Annotated in this window: 21 protein-coding genes; 5 read left to right on the plus strand and 16 right to left on the minus strand. The window is 64.2% G+C overall.

Annotated features, from left to right (window positions below):
- Positions 1 to 86: 86 nt before the first annotated feature.
- Positions 87 to 947 carry a helix-turn-helix domain-containing protein gene (locus tag Q5H92_RS23820; protein ID WP_305014080.1) on the minus strand — a complete coding sequence of 287 codons (861 nt, stop codon included), beginning with the start codon at positions 945 to 947 and terminating at the stop codon, positions 87 to 89.
- 215 nt (positions 948 to 1,162) lie between these two features.
- On the opposite strand from Q5H92_RS23820, the gene Q5H92_RS23825 reads away from it, so the two are divergent.
- A complete protein-coding gene (locus Q5H92_RS23825) occupies positions 1,163 to 2,209 on the plus strand; it encodes a transglutaminase-like domain-containing protein (RefSeq protein WP_305014081.1) in 1,047 nt (348 codons plus the stop codon).
- Between the two features lie 125 nt (positions 2,210 to 2,334).
- Here the strand turns inward: Q5H92_RS23825 and Q5H92_RS23830 are convergent, their stop codons facing one another.
- From Q5H92_RS23830 to Q5H92_RS23870, 9 genes are all read right to left on the minus strand, one after another.
- Positions 2,335 to 3,297, minus strand: coding sequence for an aldo/keto reductase (locus Q5H92_RS23830; RefSeq protein ID WP_305014082.1), 963 nt, complete (start codon positions 3,295 to 3,297; stop codon positions 2,335 to 2,337).
- A 54-nt stretch (positions 3,298 to 3,351) separates the two neighbouring features.
- Positions 3,352 to 4,692, minus strand: a complete 1,341-nt coding sequence (locus Q5H92_RS23835; RefSeq protein WP_305014083.1) for an alpha-amylase family glycosyl hydrolase — start codon at positions 4,690 to 4,692, stop codon at positions 3,352 to 3,354.
- A 167-nt stretch (positions 4,693 to 4,859) separates the two neighbouring features.
- Complete coding sequence (gene gloA2, locus Q5H92_RS23840; protein ID WP_305014084.1) at positions 4,860 to 5,249, minus strand: SMU1112c/YaeR family gloxylase I-like metalloprotein; 390 nt, start codon at positions 5,247 to 5,249, stop codon at positions 4,860 to 4,862.
- A 47-nt stretch (positions 5,250 to 5,296) separates the two neighbouring features.
- On the minus strand, positions 5,297 to 5,776 hold the full coding sequence (locus tag Q5H92_RS23845) for a DinB family protein (RefSeq protein WP_305014085.1): 480 nt from the start codon (positions 5,774 to 5,776) through the stop codon (positions 5,297 to 5,299).
- A gap of 211 nt (positions 5,777 to 5,987) precedes the next feature.
- Positions 5,988 to 7,133: a TlpA disulfide reductase family protein gene (locus Q5H92_RS23850; protein ID WP_305014086.1), complete on the minus strand. Its 1,146-nt coding sequence runs from the start codon at positions 7,131 to 7,133 to the stop codon at positions 5,988 to 5,990.
- Between the two features lie 117 nt (positions 7,134 to 7,250).
- Entirely contained in the window at positions 7,251 to 7,841 is a 591-nt protein-coding gene (locus Q5H92_RS23855) for a nitroreductase family protein (protein ID WP_305014087.1), read from the minus strand.
- A 180-nt stretch (positions 7,842 to 8,021) separates the two neighbouring features.
- Positions 8,022 to 8,738 (minus strand): DUF421 domain-containing protein, encoded by a 717-nt coding sequence (locus tag Q5H92_RS23860; protein WP_305014088.1) that lies wholly within the window; start codon positions 8,736 to 8,738, stop codon positions 8,022 to 8,024.
- A gap of 34 nt (positions 8,739 to 8,772) precedes the next feature.
- Entirely contained in the window at positions 8,773 to 10,251 is a 1,479-nt protein-coding gene (locus Q5H92_RS23865; protein ID WP_305014089.1) for an alpha-amylase family glycosyl hydrolase, read from the minus strand.
- A 61-nt stretch (positions 10,252 to 10,312) separates the two neighbouring features.
- Positions 10,313 to 10,780 carry a DUF4844 domain-containing protein gene (locus Q5H92_RS23870; RefSeq protein ID WP_305014090.1) on the minus strand — a complete coding sequence of 156 codons (468 nt, stop codon included), beginning with the start codon at positions 10,778 to 10,780 and terminating at the stop codon, positions 10,313 to 10,315.
- A 191-nt stretch (positions 10,781 to 10,971) separates the two neighbouring features.
- On the opposite strand from Q5H92_RS23870, the gene Q5H92_RS23875 reads away from it, so the two are divergent.
- Positions 10,972 to 12,099 carry a phosphatase PAP2 family protein gene (locus tag Q5H92_RS23875; RefSeq protein WP_305014091.1) on the plus strand — a complete coding sequence of 376 codons (1,128 nt, stop codon included), beginning with the start codon at positions 10,972 to 10,974 and terminating at the stop codon, positions 12,097 to 12,099.
- Here Q5H92_RS23875 and Q5H92_RS23880 read toward each other — a convergent pair.
- From Q5H92_RS23880 to Q5H92_RS23890, 3 genes are read right to left on the minus strand one after another with little or no spacing between them, the layout of a single operon-like run.
- Positions 12,081 to 12,677 (minus strand): GNAT family N-acetyltransferase, encoded by a 597-nt coding sequence (locus tag Q5H92_RS23880; protein ID WP_305014092.1) that lies wholly within the window; start codon positions 12,675 to 12,677, stop codon positions 12,081 to 12,083. The genes Q5H92_RS23875 and Q5H92_RS23880 overlap by 19 nt on opposite strands.
- Positions 12,678 to 12,716: 39 nt before the next feature.
- A complete protein-coding gene (locus tag Q5H92_RS23885; protein ID WP_305014093.1) occupies positions 12,717 to 14,210 on the minus strand; it encodes a TlpA family protein disulfide reductase in 1,494 nt (497 codons plus the stop codon).
- Positions 14,211 to 14,231: 21 nt separating this feature from the next.
- Positions 14,232 to 17,255, minus strand: coding sequence for a TIM-barrel domain-containing protein (locus tag Q5H92_RS23890; RefSeq protein ID WP_305014094.1), 3,024 nt, complete (start codon positions 17,253 to 17,255; stop codon positions 14,232 to 14,234).
- Positions 17,256 to 17,426: 171 nt separating this feature from the next.
- On the opposite strand from Q5H92_RS23890, the gene Q5H92_RS23895 reads away from it, so the two are divergent.
- Positions 17,427 to 18,494 carry an NYN domain-containing protein gene (locus tag Q5H92_RS23895; protein WP_305014095.1) on the plus strand — a complete coding sequence of 356 codons (1,068 nt, stop codon included), beginning with the start codon at positions 17,427 to 17,429 and terminating at the stop codon, positions 18,492 to 18,494.
- 126 nt (positions 18,495 to 18,620) lie between these two features.
- Positions 18,621 to 18,995: a hypothetical protein gene (locus tag Q5H92_RS23900; protein ID WP_305014096.1), complete on the plus strand. Its 375-nt coding sequence runs from the start codon at positions 18,621 to 18,623 to the stop codon at positions 18,993 to 18,995.
- Positions 18,996 to 19,153: 158 nt separating this feature from the next.
- Here Q5H92_RS23900 and ggt read toward each other — a convergent pair whose 3' ends face one another.
- Positions 19,154 to 20,905 (minus strand): gamma-glutamyltransferase, encoded by a 1,752-nt coding sequence (gene ggt, locus Q5H92_RS23905; RefSeq protein ID WP_305014097.1) that lies wholly within the window; start codon positions 20,903 to 20,905, stop codon positions 19,154 to 19,156.
- A gap of 223 nt (positions 20,906 to 21,128) precedes the next feature.
- Here ggt and Q5H92_RS23910 point away from each other — a divergent pair, with 223 nt between their 5' ends.
- On the plus strand, positions 21,129 to 23,177 hold the full coding sequence (locus Q5H92_RS23910) for an alpha amylase C-terminal domain-containing protein (RefSeq protein ID WP_305014098.1): 2,049 nt from the start codon (positions 21,129 to 21,131) through the stop codon (positions 23,175 to 23,177).
- Between the two features lie 309 nt (positions 23,178 to 23,486).
- Here the strand turns inward: Q5H92_RS23910 and Q5H92_RS23915 are convergent, their stop codons facing one another.
- Positions 23,487 to 23,681 (minus strand): hypothetical protein, encoded by a 195-nt coding sequence (locus Q5H92_RS23915; protein WP_305014099.1) that lies wholly within the window; start codon positions 23,679 to 23,681, stop codon positions 23,487 to 23,489.
- 73 nt (positions 23,682 to 23,754) lie between these two features.
- A complete protein-coding gene (locus Q5H92_RS23920) occupies positions 23,755 to 24,057 on the minus strand; it encodes a hypothetical protein (protein ID WP_305014100.1) in 303 nt (100 codons plus the stop codon).
- Between the last annotated feature and the right edge of the window lie 390 nt (positions 24,058 to 24,447).

Below are 24,447 nucleotides of genomic sequence, written 5' to 3' on the forward strand. Positions count from 1 at the left end.
GCGCGGCACCCGCCGCATTGATACCCCAAAATTACCGGCCCCCGCGCCCGCCTCTGCAGCCCGATTACAGCTTCCTACAGCACAAATCAACGCTGCTGCCGAAACGCCTCCGGTGTGGTGCCGGCGTATTTGCGGAAGTAGCGCACGAAGTACGAGGCGTCCTCAAACCCCAACTCGTATGCCACCTGCGCCACGCCCAGCGCCGAGTGGCTGAGCAGCCGCTGCGCCTCCGTGATGACCCGCTCGTGGATGAGCGCGCTGGCCGTTTTGTTGAGCACCCGGCGGCACAGGGCGTTGAGGTGGTTAGCCGAGAGGTGCAGCAATTCGGCGTAGTTGCTCACGCTGCGCTTGGTGCGGTAATGCTGGTTGAGCAGCGCGCCAAACTGCCGGATTTGCTGCAACGCCGCGCTGGTTTCGGCCGCCGGCTGGGCCGGGTAGTGGCGCGTGGCCAGCTCCAAGGCCAGGTGCAGATAGCTGCGGAAAACCTCGGCCTGGTTGGTGTGGGATGCATTGTACTCGGCCAGCAGGCGCTCGAACACGGTTCTTATTTCGGTTTCATCCGGCGCCAGGTAGCACACCGGTGGGTGCGTGCTGTCGAAAAACGGGTAGGTGTAGAGGCCGTTGCCGGGGTAGCGAAACAGGTAAAAATCAGCGCTGAAAAACACCAGCAGCCCCCGTGCATCGGGCCCCAGCTTCCAGTGATGCACCTGCCCCGGCGCCAGAAAAAACACGCTGCCCGGCCGTAATTCATACGTCACCAAATCGACGGTGTGCGTGCCCGCGCCCTCCGTGACGTAAAGCAGCAGGTAGAAATCGTGGGCGTGCGGCACATTCACGTGCGGAAACCGGACGACGTGCGTTTCCAACCGCTCGCAGTAGTACGGCGCAGGCGTGTGGGCCTGCGGAAACGAAGCCAGGGCCAGAACGGGCAGGCCAGTAGTTTTCATTGAGCGGCGGGTTGGGCCCGCGAAAGTAGCCACGGCGCCGTGGGTCGTACCTTCGGGGCACTGCTGGGGTCTGGTTGGCCCCGACTGGCGGACGCTTTTCGGAGTGCCGCGTCAACGGGCATTGGCTAATGGCCTTGGCCGTTGAGTAGGAGCAATTTCCGGCTTCTACCCAGCTCGATTGACGCCCGCCAGCAGCGACTTGTTGCCCCGTTTCTGTGAATCTTTCCTTGTTGAACCGCTCGACCGTTTGGACCGGGCTGCTGGGCACGTCTGCCGTGCTGTCCGGCTTTGCTGCTTCCGAAGGCGCGTCGGCCGTGCCTGTTCCGCGCAGCCGCACCTTCGCGCTCACCGTCACGGCCACCGTGCCCGTGCCCCCGCCCGGCACCAAAACCCTGGATGTGTGGCTGCCCATGCCGCACTCCGACGGGTCGCAGAAGGTGGGCAATCTAACCGTGGCCGTCAACCATTCCTTCGACAGCAAGGCGCATTCCAAGATTGAGAAGGGGGCCTATGGCAACCAGATGTACTACCTGCACCTCACCACGATGCCCACCGCGCCGATGGTCGTTACCATGCGGGGCCAAATCACGCGCCGCGAGCACCTCAACCTGCGCGCCAACACGCCCACCGCCTACGTCGCCAGAGAAAAACCCGACCCTGACCTGGCTCGCTGGCTGGCCCCCGACCGCCTCGTGCCGCTTGATGCCAAAATCAAGCAGCAAGCCCAGGAAGTGGTGGCCAAAGCCGGCGCCAAAACCGATTTGGAGAAAGCCCGCGCCATCTACGAGCACGTGGTGAGCACCGTCACCTACGACAAAACCGGCCAGGGCTGGGGCCGCGGCGACATCTACTACGCCTGCGACGCCCGCCGCGGCAACTGCACCGATTTCCACGCCATCGTCATCGGCTATTGCCGCAGCCTGGGCATCCCGGCGCGCTTCAGCATCGGCCTGCCCCTGCCCGCCGACCGCGGCCAGGGCGAAATTAAAGGCTACCACTGCTGGGCCGAGTTCTACACCAAGGAAACCGGCTGGGTGCCCGTCGATGCCTCCGAAGCCGCCAAGAACCCCGACAAGCGCAACTACTTCTTCGGCGCCCACGACGAAAACCGCGTCGAATTCACCCGCGGCCGCGACGTGGAGCTGGCCCCCAAACAGGCCGGCCCGCCGCTCAACTACTTCGTGTACCCCTACGCCGAAGCCAACGGCCAGCCGCTGGAAGTGGTCCGGAAGTACGAATTTGTGGATGTGGTGGGGAAGTAGCAGCGAAGTTTGAACGTCATGCAGAGCGCAGCGAAGCATCCTTACCGCGGCAGTAAATAATTACTGGTGGCGGTAAAGATGCTTCGCTGCGCTCTGCATGACGTTCTTTCTTTACCAACCCTACGCTATTCCGCCTTCACCGGCTGCGTCTCTTGCAGGGTCTGCACGTCATCGGCCGTCAGACGCAGCTCGGTGGCTTCGAGCAACTCCGTGACCTGGCCCACGCTGGTGGCGCTGGCGATGGGGGCCGTCACGGCGGGGGCCTGCATCAGCCAGGCCAGGGCCACCTGGGCGGGCGTGGCCTGCTGGTGGTCGGCCACGGCGTCGAGGGCGGTGAGCAGGGCCAGGCCCTTTTCGTTCAGGTATTTCTGGCCCACACCGGCGCCGCGCGGACTTTTCTGCAGGTCGTTCTGGTCGCGGTACTTGCCGGTGAGGAAACCAGCCGCGAGGCCGTAGTACGGAATGGCGCTGATGTTTTCTTCGAGCAGCAGCGGCGCAAGGTTCTGCTCAAAATCTTCACGGTCGTAGAGGTTGTAAAGGTTTTGCAGCGTTTCGTAGCGCGGAAAACCGTGCTGCTTGCTGGCGGCCAGCGACTCCTGCAGGCGCGCCGCCGTGAAGTTGGAAGCCCCAACGGCGCGCACTTTGCCTTCTTTCACCAGTTGGGCATAGGCTTCAAGCGTTTCCTCCACTGGGGTGGTTTCGTCGTCTTTGTGCGACTGGTAGAGGTCGATGTAATCGGTTTGCAGGCGCTTGAGGGAGCCTTCCACGGCGCGCAGGATGTAGTCCTTTTTCAGGCCTTTATTCTCGGGATTCACTTCCCAGCCCACTTTGGTAGCGATGACGACGTCGTCGCGCCGGCCGCGCCGCTGCAGCCACTTGCCGATGATGGTTTCCGACTCGCCGCCCACGTGGCCCGGTACCCACACCGAGTAGCCATCGGCGGTATCGATGGCGTTGCCGCCGTTGGCCACGAAGGCATCGAGTACGGCGAAGGAAGTAGCCTCGTCGATGGTCCAGCCAAAGACGTTGCCGCCCAGCATCAGGGGCGAAATGTGCAGGCCGGAGCGGCCCAGTTCACGGGTTTGCATAGCGAAAGAAGATTCAAAGAATGAGCTTGGCTAACCGGAAAGTGGCCCCGAAGGTTAGCCGACCGCCGTTTCAGCCACCAGCACACGCCAGCCGTGGGCCGGGATTTCCAGGGGCTGGCCGTCGCTCAGCATCAGCGTTTCGCCGCTGAACAAGTCGCGCCACCGGCCGGCCACGGCGGACAGCGTGCGCGTCTCGGCCGCCACGTTCACGGCGCAAAGCACCGCCGCGCCGCCTTTGCTGCGGGTGAAAACATACACGTCCAGCGGGCCCGGCAAGCGCTGGAACTGGCTGGTCGGGTCGCCGTTGCGCAGGGCCGGGTGCGCTTTTTTGAGTTGAAAAAGGTGGGTATAGAAGTCCTGCAGCGGGTAGTTGTTCCACTCAATCGGGTCGCGGTCAAAGAAGGCCAGCCGGCGGTTCAGGCCCGCTTCCTGGCCCGAGTAGAGCATGGGCATGCCCGGCAGCAGGGCCGTGAGCACGGCGAAGGGCAGGGCCAGCGGGCCCAGGCGCTCGTACTCGGTGCCGTCCCAGCTGTTTACGTCGTGGTTGCTGGTGAAGTGCATCAGGTACACGCTGGGCGGGTATTTCGCGCGCTCGGCGGCCAGGTACACGTCGATGTCGGCCAGCGGGGCGTGGCCTTCGGCAATGCGGTCGAGCAGGTAGTGCAGGCGCAGGCCGAAGGTCATGTTGAAAGCCTTTTCCAGTAGCTTGGTATCGGAGTTGAATTCCTCCCAGGTCAGCCCGCCCGAGGGGTAGAGCTCGTCCCACTCGGCCAGCATGAATACTGGCTTGATGGCGTCGAGCACCGGCCGGGCCTCGTCCCAGAAATCGGTGGGCACCAGGCCGGCCACGTCGCAGCGGTAGCCGTCGATGTCGGCTTCACGCAGCCACCAGGCCAGCGCCCCGGTCATGTAATGGCGCATGGCGCGGTTGGTGTAGTCGAGGGCCACCACGTCGGTCCAGTCGGGCACGGGCGGCACCAGCTGGCCGGCATCGTCGTGCTGGTACCAGTCGGGATGCTCGGCGATGAGGGCGTTGTCGCGGCTGGTGTGGTTGGCCACCCAATCCAGTATCACCTTCATTCCCAGTCCATGCGCCGTTTTCACCAGATGGCATAGGTCGTCCAGTGTGCCGAATTCCGGGTTCACGCCGAAATAGTCGCGCACGGCATAGGGCGAGCCCAGCGTGCCTTTGCGCTCCGCCTCGCCAATGGGATGCACCGGCATCAGCCACACAATGCCCACGCCCATAGCCGCCAGGCGCGGCAGGTGCGCCTCGAAAGCCCGAAACGTGCCCTCTTGTGTGAAATTCCGAACGTTGACTTCGTAGATGGTGGCGTGGGCGGCCCACTCGGGGTGGGGCACGGTGAATCGGGTGGCAAGCGGGTGGTCGGGCATCGGGAGGGGCGTGGTGGAGCTTCTCGCTACGCGGCCCTGGTGCCGGCGGTTATCGTCTGGTGATGGTTGAACGATGCAGAGACGCAATAGTTGGAGTCTCGTCGTCTGCGCCGCGTGGGGGAATTCAACGCAAGTCGTTCAACGACGAGACTCCAACTATTACGTCTCTACACCTCATAGAATTCCAGCGGCAGCCCGTCGGGGTCGGCGAAAAAGGTGAAGCGGCGGCCCGTCAGCTCATCTACCCGCACAGGCTCGCAGGTCACGCCGTGGGCTTCCATATGTCGGATGGCGGCGGCTACATCGGCCACGCTGAAGGCCAGGTGGCGCAGGCCGGCCGCTTCGGGGTAACTGGGGCGCGGCGGCGGCTGGGGGAAGGAAAACAACTCCAACACGTACTGCCCGTTTACGGCCAAATCCAGCTTGTGCGAATTGCGGGCGGCGCGATAGGTTTCGTCCAGAATTTCCAGCCCAAGAATCTCGGTGTAAAAGCGTTTCGACGCCGCGTAATCGGCACAAATGAGGGCCACGTGGTGCAGGCCGAGGAGAGGCAGCATACGGAAAGCAGGTTGGGGATAAGGAGAGACAAAGGCCGAGCAACGCGCTACGTCCGAATCACGTCGGTATCCACCGGCACGTAGCCCAACTGCCGGCTCATGCTCAGGGCCTGGCCTTTGTGGTGAAACTCGTGGGTGATGACGTGGGTGAACAAATGCAGTGGCGACAGCCGCAAGGGCGCTGGGTGCCGCGCAGACACAAAATGCTGCGTGATGAGCCACTGGCCGGCAAAGTGCTGCCCGAATTCCCTCACCAGCGCATCCACGCTTGCAAACAAGGCCCGCACGGCCGCCACGTCCGGCACCTGGGCCGGCAGCGGGCGCACCAGCGGCCGGCCCAGCCCCACCTCGCCCAGCCAACCTTGGTAGCAGTCCGCCACGTGCACCAGTAAATCGCGGATGCTGCTATGGTTGAAGGCGGCCACCGGCGCCACAAAATGCGCCGGGCTGAGCGTGGCGCAATACCGCAGCAGTGCCGCGCGCGCCCCGCGAATCAGGTCATACTGCTGGGAGAAAGCGGGGTCCATGGGAGCGTTGAATATAAGGATGTAGAATACGCAAAACGTCATGCAGAGCGTAGCGAAGCATCTCGCGTGCCGCAGCTAAGCAACTGATTACTGCCCCGAGCGAGATGCTTCGCTGCGCTCTGCATGACATCCAAAAAAACGCCGCAAACCAGCGCTGCTTCCCGAAAGAAAAAGCCCTTATTTGCGGCGTACGTAGTAGCGAAGCAAAAAGCTAGTTCACCTTGTTCAGCAGCTTGCCGAGGGTGCTTTGCAGCTCCTCGCCGCGCAGGTTGGCGGCCACGATTTTGCCCTGCGGGTCGAGCAGGAAGTTCTGCGGGATGGACTGCACGCCGTATTCCTGGGCCACGGCGTTGTTCCAGAATTTCAGGTCCGACACCTGCGTCCAGGCCAGGCCGTCTTTCTCGATGGCGCGCATCCAGGCATCGCGGGCGCCCTCGCGGTCGAGCGACACGCCGAGGATGGTGAAGCCTTTGTCTTTGAAGGCGTTGTAGGCCTTCACCACGTTGGGGTTTTCCTGGCGGCAGGGGCCGCACCAGCTGGCCCAGAAGTCAATCAGCACGTACTTGCCGCGCAGGCTGCTCAGCTTCACGGGCACGTTGTCGGGGGTGTTCTGGGTGAAATCGGGGGCGGTGGCGCCGATGGCCACTTTCTGCAAACGCTTGATTTGCTCATCGATGCGCTGGCCGCGCGGCGAGTTGCGCAGGTTGGCGCTCAGGCCCTGGTAGAGGGCCGCATAAGACGCCACTTCCGGCACGGAGCCGCTCGCATCCTGCAGCACAAATAAGCTGTAGCGCGTGTCGGGGTGGGCCTTGATGTAGGCGGTTTGCATCTTCTTCTGCTCGGCCTCGATGGGGTCGAGCTTGGCTTCGAGCTGCTTGATGTAAGCCGGGTCCTTGCGCGTGGCCTCGGGCTGGGCGCGGTACTCCTTGATGTAGGCCTCGTAGCGGTCGTCCAGCGACTTCATGGAGGCCGTTAGCTTGGTTTTTTCGTCGTTGAGCGGCGTGCCGCGCACCACGGCTTTCGTAGCCGAATCGGGGGTGCTGACGGTGATGGTGCCTTGCTCCACAAAGAAAAAATCCTTGGTGGCGTCCTTCGATTTGGCCAGCGAAGTGCCGTTGTGGCTAAGGATGAGCGAGGCGCGTCCCGGCTCGGGCACCGCGCCTTTGAACTCGAAATGCCCGTTTTTCACGGCCGCCGAATCGACCATCCACTTCTGCGCATTCACGTAGCGCAGATAGGCTTTTGCCACGCCGGCTTTGGCGCCCACGGTGCCTTTCACCACAAAGTTTTCGGCCGGGGCCTGCGCCTGGGCCAGGGCGGGCAGCAGCGCCAGCGCGCCGTAGAGGAGTTTTTTCATTAAGATGCAGAAAATAAGTTGGCAATAGGATGCCGGAAAGCCAGCGGCGGTTGCACGGCGCAAACCGCCCATCGGCGCCGGTTCCGGGTCCTAAATATAGGTGGCCGGACTTTGACGCTACTCGCTCACCCAGCGGGTTTTGGCCTGCACCGGGCCGCGCTGGCCGGGCGCCGAGGGTACGTCGATGTAGCCCAGCTGGAAAAAGCCCAGCAGCCGGTCGTCAGTTTCAAGTCCGAAAAAGGCCTTGGCCTCCTCGGTGTAGGTGATGCCGCCGCTGCTCCAGTAGCCGCCCAGGCCGTAGGCGTGGGCCGAGAGGTGCAGGTTTTGCACGGCGCAGGCCACGGCTTCAATTTCCTCGATTTCGGGCAAGCGGCGCTCGGTGCGCTTCATGGCAATGGCGATGACGTGCGAGCACTGCGGCGGATTGTTGCGCAGGTTGGCGTGCTTGGCTGCTTTGTAGGCCGGGCCGGCGGTGCGCTCGTACAAATCGGCCTGGAAATCAGCAAGTTTTTGCAGCCCCGCGCCAGTGAAAACCACGAAGCGCCAGGGCTCGGTTTGCTTGTGGCTGGGGGCCCAGTTGGCGTTTTCGAGCAGCTGCCATACGGTCGAATCGGGGATGACGCGGCCGGGCGCAAACTGCGGAATGAATGTGCTGCGCCGCGTGCGGATGAGGTGATTGATTTGCTCGGTATCGAAGAGTTCGGACATGCAGAAGTCGGAAAAGATGAATGAGTTCAACCCGCTGCCGCACCGAAAAGTTAAATCAGGCCCGAACGCTGTAGGGGCGAGGCTTGCCCCGCCCGCCGTTGAACGAAATCGTGGACGCGGCGCGGATGGCGGGCGGGGGCAAGCCCCGCCCCTACGTCGTTCGAAAACCGGGCAACTGCCCTACGCCACGCGGCGGGCCGTGCGGGCGGGCAGCCACTTGTTGCAGCGGCACACCGGGCAGGCGTGGGCGGGCCGGGGCGTCAGGGTTTCGACTTTGCCGCACTCGGTGCAGGCGTAGGCGCCCTCTTTCTCGATGAGGCTGATGGCTTTTTCCCGGTCTTCGGGCAGAATGGACAGGCCGGGGCGCACCTCGTCGTCTTCGTAGAAAAAGGCGCTGACCTGGCCCGTGGCTTCGATGTAGGCCAGGCGCACCTGGCCCAGGTGCTCGACCTGCAGCTGCCGCAGCTCGCCGAACAGCTCCTTGTGCGTGAGGTTCTGCTTGCGCAGGGCGGCGTCGACGATGGCGCCGTCGGCCACGAGCTTTACCGGCGTGCCTTCCAGCCAGTCGCTGAAGCGCGGGAACCGCTCGGTGAGGCGGTTGAGCACCACGTAAAGCAGCATCACCACCCCAAACACCAGCACGATATGCGTGAGGGCGGCATCCTGGTAAAACATGGCGTCGCCCGCGGCCGAACCCAGCGCCAGAATGATGCTCAGCTCGAACAGCGAAAGCTGCCGCACCCCGCGCCGGCCCGTGACGCGCAGCGCCGCCAGCGTGAGCAAATACACCGCCACGCAGCGAAAGGCGACTTCAAACAGGAAAGCGGGCGGGGCATCGGCCGTCCAGAGCAGGCGCTGCCAGTCAAAGGGAACAATGGTTTCGGCGAGCAGGGGCATGGGCAGCTGAACGGTTGGTGTCAGCGTTACTTACTCATTTTCCGCTGTTTCGTTCCCACACCTGGTAGCCGTGCGGCCACAGCGTCACGGACGAGGCAGGGCTAGAACCACCCTTTTCCTGGCCGACGGTGGCAAAAAGCCGTTGATAAAGCTGGTCGGGCAGGGGCGGAGCGGGCAACTGCACCTGCTGCGGCTGGTCGCTCAGGTTCACGGCCACCACCACGGCGGCCCCGCCTTTCTGGCGCTCAAACGCTACTGTTCGGGCCGGGCTGGGCAGCAGCTTGAACGTGGAAGTCGCGTCGAAATTCCGCAGCGCCGGGTGCCGCTTCTTCAACTCCAGCAGCGTGGTGTAGAAACCCTGCAGCGGGTAGCCATTCCACGGAATGGTGTCTTTGTCGAAGAAGCGCAGGCGGCGTTTCATGGCCGCTTCCTGGCCGTTATACAGCATCGGGATGCCGGGCCAGAGGGTGGTGAGCACGGCTTCGGGCAGGGCGTTGGCGCCGAGGCGCTCGTACTCGCTGCCGTCCCAGGCGTTGATGTCGTGGGTGCTGGTGAAGGTCATCAGGTTCACGCCGGGCGGGTACATGCGGCGCTCGGCCGCGAGGTAGCGGGCCAGCTCGGCGGTGGGTTTCTGGCCGCGCCCGATGCTGTCGAGCAGGCCGTGCAAACTCAGGGCGTAGGTGGCGTCGAAGGCCTTTTCGAGCAGGCGGGTGTTGGGGTCAAATTCCTTGCGGGAAATGAAGGTGGGCGGAAACAACTCGTCCCATTCGGCCAGCATAAACACGGGCTTCACCTTTTCTAATTCTGCCCGCGTGTCGTTCCAGAAATCGGTGGGCACCAGCCCGGCCACGTCGCAACGGAATCCGTCGAGGCCGGCGGTTTTCACCCAATACACCATGCTTTCGGTCATGTACTGGCGCAGGGCGGGCTTGGAGTAGTCGAGGTCGATGACGTCCTGCCAGTCGGCCACGGGCGGGCGGAACTGGCCCTTGGCGTCGCGGGTGTACCAGTCGGGGTGCTCGGTGGTGAGGTTGCTGTCCCAGGCCGTGTGGTTGGCCACCCAGTCCAGAATGACGTGCATGCCCAGGCCGTGGGCCGTGCTCACGTAGTGCTGCAGGTCGGCCAGCGTGCCCAGGTCGGGGTTCACGGCGCGGTAGTCGCGCACGGAGTAGGCGCTGCCCAGCGTGCCCTTGCGGTGGCTGCGGCCGATGGGGTTGATGGGCATGAGCCACAGGATGCCGACGCCCATTTTCTGCAGGCGCGGCAGGTCTTTTTCAGCGGCCCGGAAGGTGCCGGCCGGCGTGTACTGCCGCACATTTACCTGGTAGATGGTGGCATTGCCGGCCCAGGCCGGATGCCGCACGGTGAAGGCCGACGAGTCGGGCGCTGCGGCCGGCGCCTGGGCCGTTTTGCCGGTTTCGGCGGTGGGTTTGGTGCCCGACTGGCAGGCGCTCAGCAGCAGCAGCGGCAGGAGCAGCACCCGCAACGGGGAGGAGATGGCGTGAAGCATCATGGAAAAATAATTGGGCCGCTGACAGGCAGTCTGCTATGTCCGGCTACGGCTGCGTCATCAGCTATTGTTTTGGCAAGTTAGATTCTGAAACCAGACCACCCAGAAAATCGCCATAAACAAACTTGTTCAGCTGCCCTTCCGAGCTCGGCAAGCCCACGATATCCATTAGCTCCTGGTATTTGGTAGCTACCCGTTCCCGGTCTTCGGTATCCAGTTCGTCGGCATCGATTTGAGCCAGGCCGGCCGCCAGGGCCTGCAAGTACTGCTCCTGGGTGGGCTGCGCGGCAGTGATGCGAATAAAGGCATCGGCCGACTGGTTGAGCACCGCATTGAGCACGGGCCGGATTTCCGCCGGCCAGGCCCCGGTGTACATGGAATCCGCATCAAATTTGGCCTGGGTCTTAAAGGCTTGGAGCTGCGATACGGCAGTAGCGGGAACGTGCATGGGGTGCTGGGTTTGGGAAGAACAGGCAGGCAGCAACAGCGCAGACAGCACCGCAAAAAGCAACCGATAGAATGAAAAGGACATGGCTCCAAAGCTACAGGATGTGCACCGAAGCAGTGTGAGCAACCGGGCGGGAAGAAGTCTGGCCGGGCACCAACGTCTTTCGCTTGGGATTGAAGCCAATCCAAACGGTGGGCCCGCCCGTTACAGCTCAGGCAACGGCTGCTGAGCAACGCAGTAGTCGCCAGTCTTTTTCGGTTCACTCAGTACAACGTATGATTTCACCTTCGCCGCCCACCATCCGAAAGCCCACACTGCGGGCGCTGCTGGGGCTGGCGTGGGCGCTATTCGGCGGCTTGGCCTGGGCCGTAGTGCGCACCGGTGGGCCCAGTTGGGATGCCCCAATTTTACTGTTCTGGCACCGCCACGCCACGCCGGCGCTCGATGCGCTGGCGGTTTTCTTCACTATTGTGGGCAATACCGGGCCCATGGTGGGCCTGGGCGTGCTGGTACTGCTGGCGCTGCTGCGGCGCCGGGCGTGGCATTCGGCGGTGGTCTGGACGCTCTCGGTCGGCGGCTCCATGCTGCTCACGCAGGTTATCAAGGCGCTGGTGGCGCGGCCCCGGCCCACGCTCTGGCTCAGCCTGCGGCCCGAAACCACGCTCAGCTTCCCCAGCGGCCACGCCATGGACACGGCAGCCATTGCCACGGCGCTTATTTTCCTGCTCTGGCACAGCCGTTTTCGGGCATGGGCCGTGGTGTTGGGGCCGCTGTTTGCGCTGGCCGTGGGTTGGGCGCGCATGTACCTGGGCGTGCATAACCCCTCCGATGTGCTGGCCGGCTGGGCCGCTGCCGTGGGCTGGGTGCTGCTGGTGCAGCTGGTGGCCGGGCGGCGGGGACGTATGACGTATATTGGGCGTATGAAATCCTTTGCTGCTCTGACGCTGCTCGTTGCCCTGGCCGCGTGTTCTAAAGATGCCCCGGAAGCGCCGCCGGTTCCGGCCACTTCTGTAGTGTATACCGACGGAGCAGGCAAGACCACCACGCTGTCCACCTTCCAGGCCTCGCTCAGCACCCCGCCGCCTTCGACCTCGGGGCAGGCGCGGCGCATTCTGGTGCTGAAGTCCAATTTGCCCGATGGCACCACGCTGGAACTGCTCTACTACTACGTGGGCAGCACTTTTCCCACTTCCACCGGGCCGGTGCAGCTCGATGAGTTCGTGCAGTCGGCCAACTACCCCATCGGGGGAAATGCCAACGGCGGGCCGTTTTTCGGCGGCTCCTCCACGGGTACCCTCACGGTGGACAGCGTAACGCCCGCCCTTTGCAGCGGCACATTTGCCGGGCCTATGGTGGTGGGCGGGCCCCGGGTGCGGCTGGCGTTTCAGCGCGTGCCGCTGTAGCCCAAGCCGTCCATTCCCGAGATGCCCGCCATTATCGGGTTGTGCGCCTCGTACCAAAAGCAGCGGGTGCTACCCTCGGTAAACTCATTGCCCTCGCGGAGCCTGATTTTCGTCAGAATACGCCGCGAGCCCATGTTTTCGGCATCCGCGTAGGCGCAGATACGGAGCAATTTCAGGGTTTGAAATCCATAATCAAGCCACGCTTGGGCTGCTTCAAAACCGTATCCCTGCCCCCAGAACGGCGGCCGGAACCGGTAGCCGAGGTCGTAGAAATCGTGCTGGCCGTTCACGGGCCCAGCCACGAGCTTCAGCCCGGCCCAGCCCATAAACTCGCCGTTTTCGCGTAGCAGCACGGCCCAGCGCCCAATGCCAGCCGCCGCGTATTGCGCCCGAATGAAGGCAATGGTGGCCGCACTTTGGGCCAGTTTGGTTACCATCTGCCCGCCCACGCCGCCCAGATAGCGGTGCACGGCCGGGTCGGAGTCGAGGGCAAACATGCCTGGCGCGTCATCGGCCGTGAGAGGGCGGAAATGCAGGCGGGCAGAATTGAAAGGCTGTGTGGCGGAGGGGTGGAGCATAGAGGAAATAACTGAAAATTTCGCCAACGGCCAATGCTTCTAAGGCGCCGGTTTCTTTGCCGCTAACTCCTTCAGCGCCGCTTCCAGCGTGGCAATGGCGGCCGGGTTGCTGGGGCGCGGGGCGTTGGAATCGATAACCAGGCCATCGGGGCCGATTAGCCAATATTGGGGCACGCCCCGCTGCCCCCACAGCCGGCGGAGGGCCGGGTCGGCCAGCTGGCCCAGCACCTGTACTTGATTGGACGCGTCGGCCAAGTGGTCGGCGGCTACGGCCCGGCGCCAGGCGGCGGCACTGGCATCAATGGAATAGCTCAGGAACACCACTTGGCCGGCGCGCCCCGCAAACCGGGCCTGCAAGGCCTGCAGGGCGGGCGCCTCGGCCCGGCACGGGTGGCACCAGCTCGCCCACACGTCCAGGTACACCAGCTTGCCTTGCAGGTCGGTCCAGCGGACGGGGCGGCCGTTCAGGTCGGTCATCGCGAAGGCTGGCGCGGGCTGGCCGGCTCGATATTCTGCCAGCCGGGCGGCGCGCCAGTTCAGCGCCGACAATAGGTCGTCTTGGGCACCCAAGGCCCGAAAGTCGGCCATTCGGGCGCCAAAGTCGCTCTGTTTGCCGGCCCTCAGCAGCTCGTCCAGCACCTGGGCCAGCACGTAGTTGCGAGTGGGGCCAGCGGGTAGTACCTGCCGCACAGTATCATAAGCCCACGGAAACTGCTGGGGCAGGAAGGCGGCAAACGGCAGCGCCTGCCGCCGCTCACGCAGCAGATAGGTGGCGTAGCTGCGCGCAAATTCCCGGTAAGCCCGGTGCGCCAGCAGCGAATCCTGCGGCAGCGGCAGCTCCGCCAGGAAGCCGTAGTAGGCGGCGGGCATGCGCCGCACCACGCTGCCCTGCGGCCAGTTGTCGTACTCATAAGCCGTGGTAGCGGCCAGCAGCGCGTGGCCCCAGTCGTAGCGGATGGCCGCTGCTTCCTGGCGCCGGAGCGCCGGGGGCAGTGGGTGAGCAAGGTCGGCGGTGCGCAGCACGGCCCCGGCGCGCTGGCGGTAGCGGTCGGCCAGGTCGCGCATGCGGGCGGGGTTTTGAGGCTCGGGGCGGCCTTCGGGGGCATTGTAAAAATTGTTGGTGCGGGCCCGGCGCTGGGCGGCGCGGTAATAGTTGACGGCGGCCCCGCGGCCGGTGAAGTGCAGGCTTTTTTTGAAATGCCGGGCATCGGCCGTTAGCGTGAGGGTATCGCCGGGGCTCAGCCACAGGTCGGTGTAGTGCCGCACCTTTTCCGGGCGGCCCAGGCCCCACTGCGCGGCTACGGGCCGGGGCAGGCTGTCGAGCACGAACTGAAACTCGCCCTGCGGGCTGAGGCGAACCTGTTTCAGCGCAGGCGAAGGGTCGAGCAGATTGCGCGGCCGGGTCAGAAACACCACGGAGTCGCGGGCGTGCAGCACGCGGCCCCGCACCACCGCTGGCGCCGTGGGCTGGGCCGCTACCCGGCCGTAGCTAAGTAACAAGAGGCACCAAAGCAGCTTTTTAGGAAAGCCCATGGGCGAAAGCGAATTTACCAATTAGCGCGTCACAATCAGGCGCTGGTGCTGGCCGGCGGCCTCGGCCACGTACACGCCGGGCGGCAGGGGTCGGAGGGCGTCGTCGCGGGCGTCCCAGGGCAGGGCGTGGGGGCCGGGCGCGGCGTCCAGCGGCAGCGTCCGCACCACGGCGCCCTGCGCGTTACGGATGCGCAGCTGGCCGGGCCCGGCCGCGCGGCTGGCCAGCCGGGAGTAGCGCAAGGTGGTGCCGCCGGGCCCGAAGCTGCGGCTGTCCGGGCCTTCCAGCGTCAGCGTTTCGGGGGCCGCATCAGCGGCAGTGGCGGGGAGGATTTTCAGGCCGCGCAGGCTCACGTCCACGCCGGCGTTCATCAGGAAATGCACTTCCAGCTCGTGCTTCACCGGGTCGTAAGAAAACCCTTCGGCGGGTACGGGCTTTTCGTCGAAATAAATAGCCGTGGGCGGCGCGGCTACGCGCTGCACCAGCAGCCGCACGTAGCGGAACACCGGCTGGCCCGGGTATTCGCCGTTGCTGCTCAGTATCACGTCGGTCTGCTCCGGCGTGCAGAAGCCACGCATGGTCAGCGTTTCGTACTGCCGCCGGGTCAGGGCCTGGGCTGAGTGCCCTTCGTCGTCATACATCGTGAATTCCGATTCCTCCATGCTGGGGTCGGGGTAGTAGCGCAGTAGCAGGGTGTCGGGGCGGTAGAGCGCGGTGCTGGGCCGGTAGGCCGTCATCGGCAGGAAGGCGCCGCCCCGCACCAGCAGCGGCGTGTGGGCCAGCGGCGCGGGCACGCCCACCACGCGGTTGCCGGCGTAGGTCTGGTTGGTGTAAAAGTCAATCCAGTTGCCGCTGGGCAGCAACACGTTGCGCCGCCGTTGGCTGGGGTGAAGCACGGGCGCCACCAGCAGGTTGGGGCCGAGCAGGTACTGGTCGTTGGGCGGCGGCAGCGTTTTGAGCGGAGAATCGGATGGGGAACTGGTGACGACATCCCGATAGAAACGCTCTCTATCCTTCGGCGGACCCCAGCCGTCGTCGGTACTTATTTCCGCCTGGTATTCGGCTTTGGACGGCGGCGGCGGCGGGGTTCTCCCATAGCCACTGTTGAAATCGGTGGCCCGCACCAGCGGCAGGCCGCGCGCCGTGTTCTGCCAGGCCAGCGTGTAGAGGTACGGCAGCAGCTGGTAGCGCAGGTGGACCGCGTCGCGCACGCTGCTTTTGTATGGGTCGGGGTAGTAATAAGGCTCCGGCGGCACGCCCTCGCCGTGGGGGCGCAGGATGGGGCAGAGGCTGGCCATCTGCAGCCAGCGCGTGTACAGCTCTGGGTCGATGCCGCCCACGCAGAAGCCGCCCGCGTCGGAGTGCATGTAGCCCACGCCGCCCTGGCCCATGCCTACCATCACCGGCACCTGGGCCTGGAAGCCGCTCCAGGAGCGGTTGATGTCGCCCGACCACGGAAACACCGCGTTGCGCTGCATGCCTGCCCAGCCCGAGCGGGCCAGGTTGAACACCCGCTCGTCGGGGAAATCCCGGGCGTAGCCTTCGCTCAAAATGCCCGCCCAGCTTTGGCCGTAGGCGTTGTGCACGGCGCGGGCCGGGCCGGGCGCGTGCTGCATGGCGGCGGGGTGGTTTTCGGGCTCGCCGAGGTCGCTCCACCAGCCGGCCGCGCCCTCATCGTGCAGCTTCTTGTAATAGCCCCACAGCCAGTCGCGCGTCCGGGGCCTGAACACGTCCAGAATGTTGGCCGGCCCCGCCCAAAACGACGCCACAGTGAACGGCTGGCCCGCCGCCGTGGTGCCCACCAGCCCGCGCGTCCGCACCGTCGAGTCGTTGCGCGAGGTCCGCATCACGTAAGGTTCCGAGATTAGTATCGTCTTCACGCCCTGCTTGTTCAGGCTACTCATCATGCCCGCTGGGTCGGGAAAATGGGTTTTGTCCCAGCTCAAATCGCCCTGCCGCGTGGTGCCGCCAAACCAGTACAAGTCCAGCACCAGCGCGTCGAGCGGGAAGTTTTCGCGGCGCATGCGGGCGGCCACGTTCTGCATCTCCCCGTCGCTCTTGTAGCCGAAGCGGCTTTGGATGAGGCCCAGCGCCCAGCGCGGTGGCAGCGGCTGCCTGCCCGTCAGGGTGGTGTAGCGGCCCAGAATTTCGGCCTGGTTCCGGCCCGTTATCACGAAATAGGAAAGCGAAGTCAGCCCTTCGCCGCCATATTCCAGCACGTTTTTATCGGTCTTGCCCAGGTCGAGGTAGCCGGGCGCGTGGTTGTCGAAAAACAGCATGTAGCCCCGGCTGCTCAGCACCGTAGGCAGGGCGATGTTCAGGTTGGGCTCATTGTTCTGTGAGCCATAGTGGGCCTGGTTGTACAGTTCCAGGCGGTAGCCGCGCCGGTCCACGGGCAGGGCGCGCGAGCCGGTGCCGTACAGCTGCTCGCCCGGCGCGAGGCGGAAGCGGACGCCCACACCGCCGGGCTCCGGCCCGGGCGCTTCCGGGGCGGAAGCCCTGGCGGTAATCCGGCGAAAAGCTCCCCTCACTTCCGATACCAGCGTGTCGGCGCCATCCACAATGCTCACGCGCAAGGGATTTTTATGCACGACGGCCCGGAAGGAAAGTGCGCCCGGCAGCGCAAAAACGAGCTCCTGGCGACTGTTGCGCACCAGCCGGGCCAGCGTTTTGCCGTCCAGGTTGTCGGCGTTGGCGCCCGGCACTGCGCTGGTGTCGGGCCGTTGCATCACCGCTACTGCCCGTTCGGCCGTCGAATCAGGGTAGCTACGCTGGTCCGGAGCCGCATACTCGACCCTGACCACGTGCCGGTCCCAAGGCCGCACCCGAATGGTACTGCCGTCGGTGGCATCGATGACGAGCATGCCGTTGCGGAACGAATGCGACCGGTACCGCCCGCCCGGCACCGCCCGCGCCGGCAGCACGCGCCGCCCAAACGGGTCCTGTGCCGGCTGGCCGTCGTTGGCGCGCTGGGCGTAGGCATCGGGAGCCAGAAACACCGCTACCAGAGCGGCTACAGAACCAAAAGCGCGTAGAACAACTTTCATCAACGACGAGTCGGGTGGGAGGTGGCACGTGGTGGCAAGTTACAGCCGAAGCCTATTCTCTTGATTCTGGCCTCCTAAAGGCAGCAGTTGTAGCCAGAATATTCAGGTAAGCTGAACCATAAAGCCCAGCCTGGGACGTTTTCCCAATCTGGTAGATATTACCTTTGCTATATGACGCCAAAGTCGCCCACGTCCCCGTACGCCGCCGTTTTCATTGATTTTGAGAATGTTTATTATTTTCTCAAGAATCACTTTCATGACCCGCCCGACCTCAACGACATCTGCCTCGACATCATCCGCTCCTTGCGGGAAGAGCTGAGCGGCAAAGGCCTCGACTCCCTCATCAGCTACGCCTACGCCGACTTCGAGCGCCTCGCCACCGCCCCCCAGGGCGCCCTTTACCTGATGGGCGTGAGCACCCGCAACGTGCTGGGCACCGACCATAAAAATGCCGCCGACATGCAGCTTTGCATCGACGCGCTGGAGGTGATGTACACCCGCCCCGACATCGGTACCTTCGTGCTCGTGGCCGGCGACCGGGACTACATCCCGGTGCTGCAGCACCTGCGCCGCCAGGCCCGGCAGGTGCTGGTGGCCGGTTTCCGCGAGTCGGTATCCGGCGATTTGCTCCAGAACATCGGCTCCGCTCAGTTCATGGACGCCCGCGACCTGCTGGGCCCCGAGCGTGTGGAGCAGCTCGAAAAGCGCCGCGCCGACCGCCTGCGCCTGCAGGAAGAAAGCCGCCGCCTGCGCGAGCAAGGCACGGTGGGCGTGCCCTCGGCCGCTGCCCTTGCTGCCCGCGATGCGGCTGGAACGTTCAAGGGGCCGCAGGTGGCGCCAGTGCCGGCCGCCGGGGCCCCGAGGCCTATTGTGCCCGCTGTGGCCCGGCCGGTAGCGGCCCGATTCAGCGAGGAAGTGCCCGATTTTGCGCCCATTCGCCCGTTGGCGCGCGAGGTGGAGCGGCGCACGCTGGCCTTTATTCTCAACGAGTTTCAGAAGCTCGAAGCCAAGCAGCAGCGCCGCGTGCCGGAACTATGGCTGGGCCCGTTTATGCGCCTGCTCACCGACGAACTGCCCGAACTGCCTGACTACGAGCGCCGCGACCTGCTCAACCACCTGCGCGACGCCGGCACCATCCGCATCGAAAAGCGTGAGGGCGAGCCCCACCCGTTTTCCGTCATTGTGGTTAACTATAACCATCCCGATGTGCAGGCCTTGCATCCGGGCGAGGAAAACTAGCCGCCCGCCCGGTTATCTTTGGGCGTCGAACGAAGCCCTTTTGCCGGGCCAGTTCGGCGTGCCAGCGGCGTCAGCGCCGCGTCGGCCGGTTCCGGTTCATTCTCTCATTCCCCAATTCTCGTTTCCATGAGCTTCATTTCCGAAGTAGAATCCAGCATCCAAACCCTGTTTGCCGCCATTGGCAACGGTTTTCAGAACGACCCGGGCGCGGGCTTCAACCAGATTGACAACTGGATTAATCACCTGAGCGCCATCGACCAGCCGGTGCTGCGCCCCATCGTGGCCGAGCTGCAAACCCTGCGCCGCCACATCGAAGGCAACAACGCCGCCGGCATGGCCGAAGCCTTCCAGACCCTCGGCGAGCTCACCGCGCAGTCGGCCCTCACCACCCACAACTTCAGCGGCGAAGGCGACAAAGCCCGCGAAATCAGCCAGAAACTGATTTCCGCCGCCGGCAACCTGCGCCACATCGCCCGCGTGCCGGTTACGGCTGCTCACTAGTAGCGTGTTGGTTGAGCCGAATGGGCTTAACTAAGACCCAGAACGTCATGCTGAGCGAAGTCGAAGCATCTCTACCGCAATACTAAAATTGATTAGTTGCGCGGTAGAGATGCTTCGACTTCGCTCAGCATGACGTTCTTTTTTGTTCGTTTTCTTTCCTAATACCCCAGGGCTGTGTCGTCGCCGCGCGGGTCGGCGCCGCCTTCCAGGGTGCCGTCGGGCAGGATGTGGATGATGTCGAGGCGGCCCCAGGGCAGGTGAGGGTTGGGATGGTAGCCGCGGGCGCGCAGGGTGTCCTGGGCGGCGGGCAGCAGGGCGCCGGCCTCCACGTCGAGCACGTCGGGCAACCACTGGTGGTGCAGGCGCGGCGCCGTGACGACCTGCTGGGCGTTCAGGCCGTAGTCTACAATGCCGATGATGCTTTGCAATACGCTGGTAATGATGGTGCTGCCGCCGGGTGTGCCGGTCACGAGGGCCACGCGGCCGTTGCGGGTGAGGATGGTGGGCGTCATGCTGCTGAGCATGCGCTTGCCGGGCGCGATGGCGTTGGCGGTGCCGCCCACCAGGCCGTAGGCGTTGGGCACGCCGGCCTTGGCCGAGAAGTCGTCCATCTCGTTATTCAGGATGAAGCCGGCGCCGGGCACCACCACTTTGCTGCCGTAGGCGCCATTCAGCGTCGTGGTGCAGCTCACGGCGTTGCCGAGGGCATCGACGATGCTGTAGTGAGTGGTTTGGTCGCTTTCGTAGCCGGGCAGGCTGGCACCGGCCGTCACTTCAGAACTGGCCGAGGCCCGGCCTTTGGGGCGCATGGAGCCGGCCCGCTGCTTGTTATAGTCCACGTCGAGCAGCTTCTGGGTGGGCACGAAACCGAAGTCCGGGTCGCCGAGGTAAGTGGCGCGGTCGGCGTAGGCGCGGCGCTCGGCCTCGGTGAGGTAGTGCACGGCCAGGGGCGTGTGGTAGCCGGCCTGGGCCAGGTCGACGGGCTCCAGCATTTGCAACATTTGCAGCAAGGCCACGCCGCCGGAGCTGGGCGGCGGCATCGTAATCACGTCGTAGTCGCGGTAGCGGCCGCGCAGGGGCTCGCGCCACTTGGCGCGGTAACCGTCGAGGTCGGCTTGGCTCACGAGGCCGCCGCTGCGCTTCATTTCGGCCAGCAGCAGGCGGGCGGTTTCGCCGCGGTAGAAGCCGGCGCGGCCTTGGTCGCGGATGCGGGTGAGGGTGCGGGCCAGCTCGGGTAGGCGCAGGGTGTCGCCGGGCTGCCACTCGCCGCCGCCGGGGCGCACGTAGGCAGGCGGGTTGCCGGGGTTGTACTTCTCAAAATCAGCGCGCGTGCGGTTCAGGGCGGCGGCTTCTTTGGTGGTGAGGGCAAAACCTTTGGTAGCCAACATAATGGCCGGCTGCAGCAGCGTGGGCCACGAGAGCTTGCCGAGCTGCTTGTGCAGCGTGGCCATGCCGGCCACGGTGCCGGGCGTGCCCACGGCTAGCGGGCCGGCGGTGCTCAGGCCGGGCACCACGTTGCCGGCTTTGTCGAGGTACATGTCGCGGGAGGCGGCCTGGGGGGCCGTTTCGCGGAAGTCGAGCGAGCCGGCCGAGCCGTTACGGTCGCGGTAAAGCAGGAAGCCGCCGCCGCCAATGTTGCCGGCCACGGGCAGCACCACCGCCAAGGCAAACTGCACGGCCACGGCCGCATCGTAAGCATTGCCGCCGCGCTGCAGAATCTGAGTGCCAATGCGCGACGCCTCAGGATGCGCCGACACCACCATGGCGTACCGCGCCAGCTTGGGCGCCGCCGCCTTGGGGATGGGCGTGCCCAGCGAGCCCTCAAACGCGCGCGACGTGGACGTGACGGGCCGCTCGGCCGAACAAGCCAACAGCAGCGCCAACGGAATAGCGAGTAAACGTTTCAACATGGAGCAAAATAACGGCATTAATGCCAGCAGGCAATGCCGCAGACGATGAAGGCTGGGCAATTGGCGACGGCCATTGGCTGGCGCGCCGCGAAGGACTTTGTTTCCTATATGTCATCCTGCGCAGCGCGAAGGATGCTAGTCGTTGTCGGATGAAAGCCATATCAGATGCTTATTTCTGATTCAACGGCTCATCGCCTTACATTTGACCTAAACCTTTTGCTCCATGGCCAAGTCGAAAACCACCGCTCCCGCCGCCGTTAAAGTCCGCAAGCCCGCCCCGCTGGCCCTCGTTAAAAACGACGCCTGGCTGGCCCCGTTCGAACCCGTGCTGCGTCAACGGCAGGCCCGACTGCAGGCCCGCCTGGCGGAAATCGAGCAGTACCACGGCTCGCTGCTGAACTACGCCACCGCCCACCAGCAGCTGGGCCTCAACCACGATGCCGGCCGCGGCGGCTGGGTATACCGCGAGTGGGCGCCGGGGGCCGATTATTTGTCGCTGGTGGGCGATTTTAACGGTTGGGACCGGGGCGCCAACCCGCTGCAAAAGCTGGATTTTGGGGTTTGGGAGGTGTTTTTACCCGATGCTGAGTACGACCAGCGCCTTGCCCACGGCAGCCGCTTCAAGGTGCACGTGGCAGCCAATGGCCAGGGCAAAGACCGCCTGCCCGCCACCCTGCGCCGCGCCGTGCAGGACGAAGAAACCAAGGATTTCGCCGGCCAAATCTGGCGCCCCGAAACGCCCTTTGCCTGGACCGACCAGAAGTTCAAGCCCGCCACGGCCGTAAAGGAGCCGCTCATTTACGAGGCGCACGTGGGCATGGCCACCGAAGAAGGCCGCGTGGGCACCTACCGCGAGTTTGCTGAAAACATCCTGCCCCGCATCGAGGCCGACGGCTACGACACTATCCAACTGATGGCCGTGCAGGAGCACCCGTACTACGGCTCATTTGGCTACCACGTGGCCAATTTGTTTGCCGCCAGCTCCCGCTTCGGCACGCCCGAGGATTTGAAGTTTCTCATCAATGAGGCCCACCGGCGCGGCATCGCAGTGCTGCTGGATGTGGTGCATTCGCATGCCGTGAAAAACGAGGCCGAGGGCCTGGCCGATTTTGACGGCTCGGGCAACCTCTACTTCCACAAAGGCGAGCGCGGCAACCACCCCGGCTGGGACAGCAAGCTGTTCGACTACGGCCGGCCCGAGGTGCAGCAGTTTCTGCTGAGCAACGTGCGCTACTGGTTGGAGGAGTTTCACTTCGACGGCTTCCGCTTCGACGGTGTGACGAGCATGCTCTACCACCACCACGGCGAGGGCGTGGCCTTCGTGGGCTACGACAATTACTTCGGCCCGGCCGTCGATGAGGACGCCATTCTTTACCTGCAACTGGCCACCACGCTGGCCCACGAGTTCAAAAAGGGCGCTTTGCTGGTGGCCGAGGACATGAGCGGCCTGCCGGGCCTGTGCCGCCCCATCAAAGAAGGCGGCGTGGGCTTCGATTACCGCCTGGCCATGGGCATTCCGGACTATTGGATTAAGCTGCTCAAGCACACGCCCGACGAGCATTGGCCCCTCGGCGAGCTGTGGTACACCCTCACCAACCGCCGAGCCGGCGAGAAAACCATTGCCTACGCCGAAAGCCACGACCAGGCGTTGGTAGGCGACAAAACCTTGTCGCACTGGCTCTTCGATGCCGGAATCTACGCCCACATGCATGTTACGGACGGTGACCCCGGCGCGGCGCGGGCCTTGGCGCTGCACAAAATCATTCGGCTGCTCACGCTGGCGGCCGGCGGTGAGGGCTACCTCAATTTCATCGGCAACGAGTTCGGCCACCCCGAATGGGTGGATTTCCCCCGCGAGGGCAACGGCTGGAGCTACCAGTTTGCCCGCCGCCAGTGGAGCCTGGGCGACAACCCCGACCTGAAATTCTACCAAATGGGCGAGTTCGACAAGGCGATGATTCACCTGGCCAAAGCGCGCCATCTGCTGGCCGCTGGCCCGGCCACGCTGCTCAAGCACGACGAGGAAAACCAGGTGCTGGCCTTCGAGCGCGGCGGCCTGGTGTTCATCGTGAATTTAAATGTGGAAAAGAGCCTGACCGACTACCGCTTCTGGGTGACGGAGGAAGGGAAATACCGCGTGGTTTTGTCATCAGACAACGGCCGTTTCGGCGGTTTCGACCGGCCCGACGAGGCGTTTGAGTACGAGACCTACGAGCACCAGCTTAGCCTGTACCTGCCGAGCCGGGTGGCGCTGGTGCTGGCGCGAGGCTAGGGGAGTGGGGAAGCTTGAAAAGGGTGCCTCAATTCCTTAGGTAAACCGCTTGGGGAAATATCAGTGGTTGTCCAGTAGCCGCATTTTTTCACCCTTGCCTGCCCGGTACACCCAATAGGCTATGAGTTGCAGCTTACCGGTGCGGTCTGGGGAGAAGGTGCGCACCACCGAATCGGGAACTCCTTCGCCTTGAATCCCTCGGGGATTATGGAGCCGTTCCATCAACAGCAAATGCGACCCGTCAACGGCGTATTTTCTCTTGCTCAGCACCACCCCTTGGTGGGTGACCAAGAGCCGCATTCCGGCGCACTACGCCCGGTGGGAGCGGATGCCCGTGACGACGAAATACGTATCGTCGGGTCTATCGCCGGGATAACGCTCCGTTTTGAGGGCAATGTCATAGGAATACGCGCCAATCAGGACGTGGCGCGCGGCCCCGGTTCGCCACCGCAGGCCCGCGCCAAGGAGTGCCGCCACTGCAATCAACGGAAAGAATAAATTCATAGTCCCTAAAGTAGCCGTCAACTGGCTGGTTTGGCTGTTTGGTTGCACAGCACCTGCGGCGAGGCACAGCCGGTTATCGGCGGTACGTGAAGGTGCGGTCTTCCGTGCCGGAATCCGTTTCCTCATGCGTTTGGTAGACCAGGCGGTGAGGGCCCAAGACAAGCACCGGGTGGCGGGTTTCGCCTCGGGTTTGGTCGTGGAAGTGCAGCGTATCGGCCCGGTAGGTGTACGCGGTGGCAGTGGGCTTGGCCAAGCCCTGGTCCCAGAGGTAGACAGTGCCGGCAGCGGTCAACTCCAGCCAAACGCTGCCTGGTACGTTCTCCTCGTACCGGTCTGCTAACAGGCGCCCGGCCGGGTCGTAAGTGACGGTGCGCACGCCCATTTGCTCCCACCGGCCCGTCAGGGCAGGCGTCTGCGACGGGACCGCAGGCGCGCAGCTGGCTAGGCAAAGACTGACGACAACGCAAACAACCGGCCGTTTCATGCCGTGAAACTAGCCATCAGCATCGATGCAGCGAAACCCTTTACTTGAACGGCTCCCCGTATGAGCTGGCGTACCTGGGTATCTTTCATATTTCGCATGGAGTTCAACAAACTGGTTTGCTAACCAAAGTTGACGAAGCGTGGAAAAGGTCAGATGTCTTCCCCGACGAGCTACTTTTGGTGGGTGCTGCGTGCCACTGGTCGGGGGCAAAGCGGAGGAATAATCAGCTATTGCTCATTATCTGGAAAAGCGCGGCCAAGAGCGTTCTGTAAAGCCTAACTT

Origin of the sequence: Hymenobacter mellowenesis (assembly GCF_030581005.1) — a bacterium.
Taxonomy (GTDB): domain Bacteria; phylum Bacteroidota; class Bacteroidia; order Cytophagales; family Hymenobacteraceae; genus Hymenobacter; species Hymenobacter mellowenesis.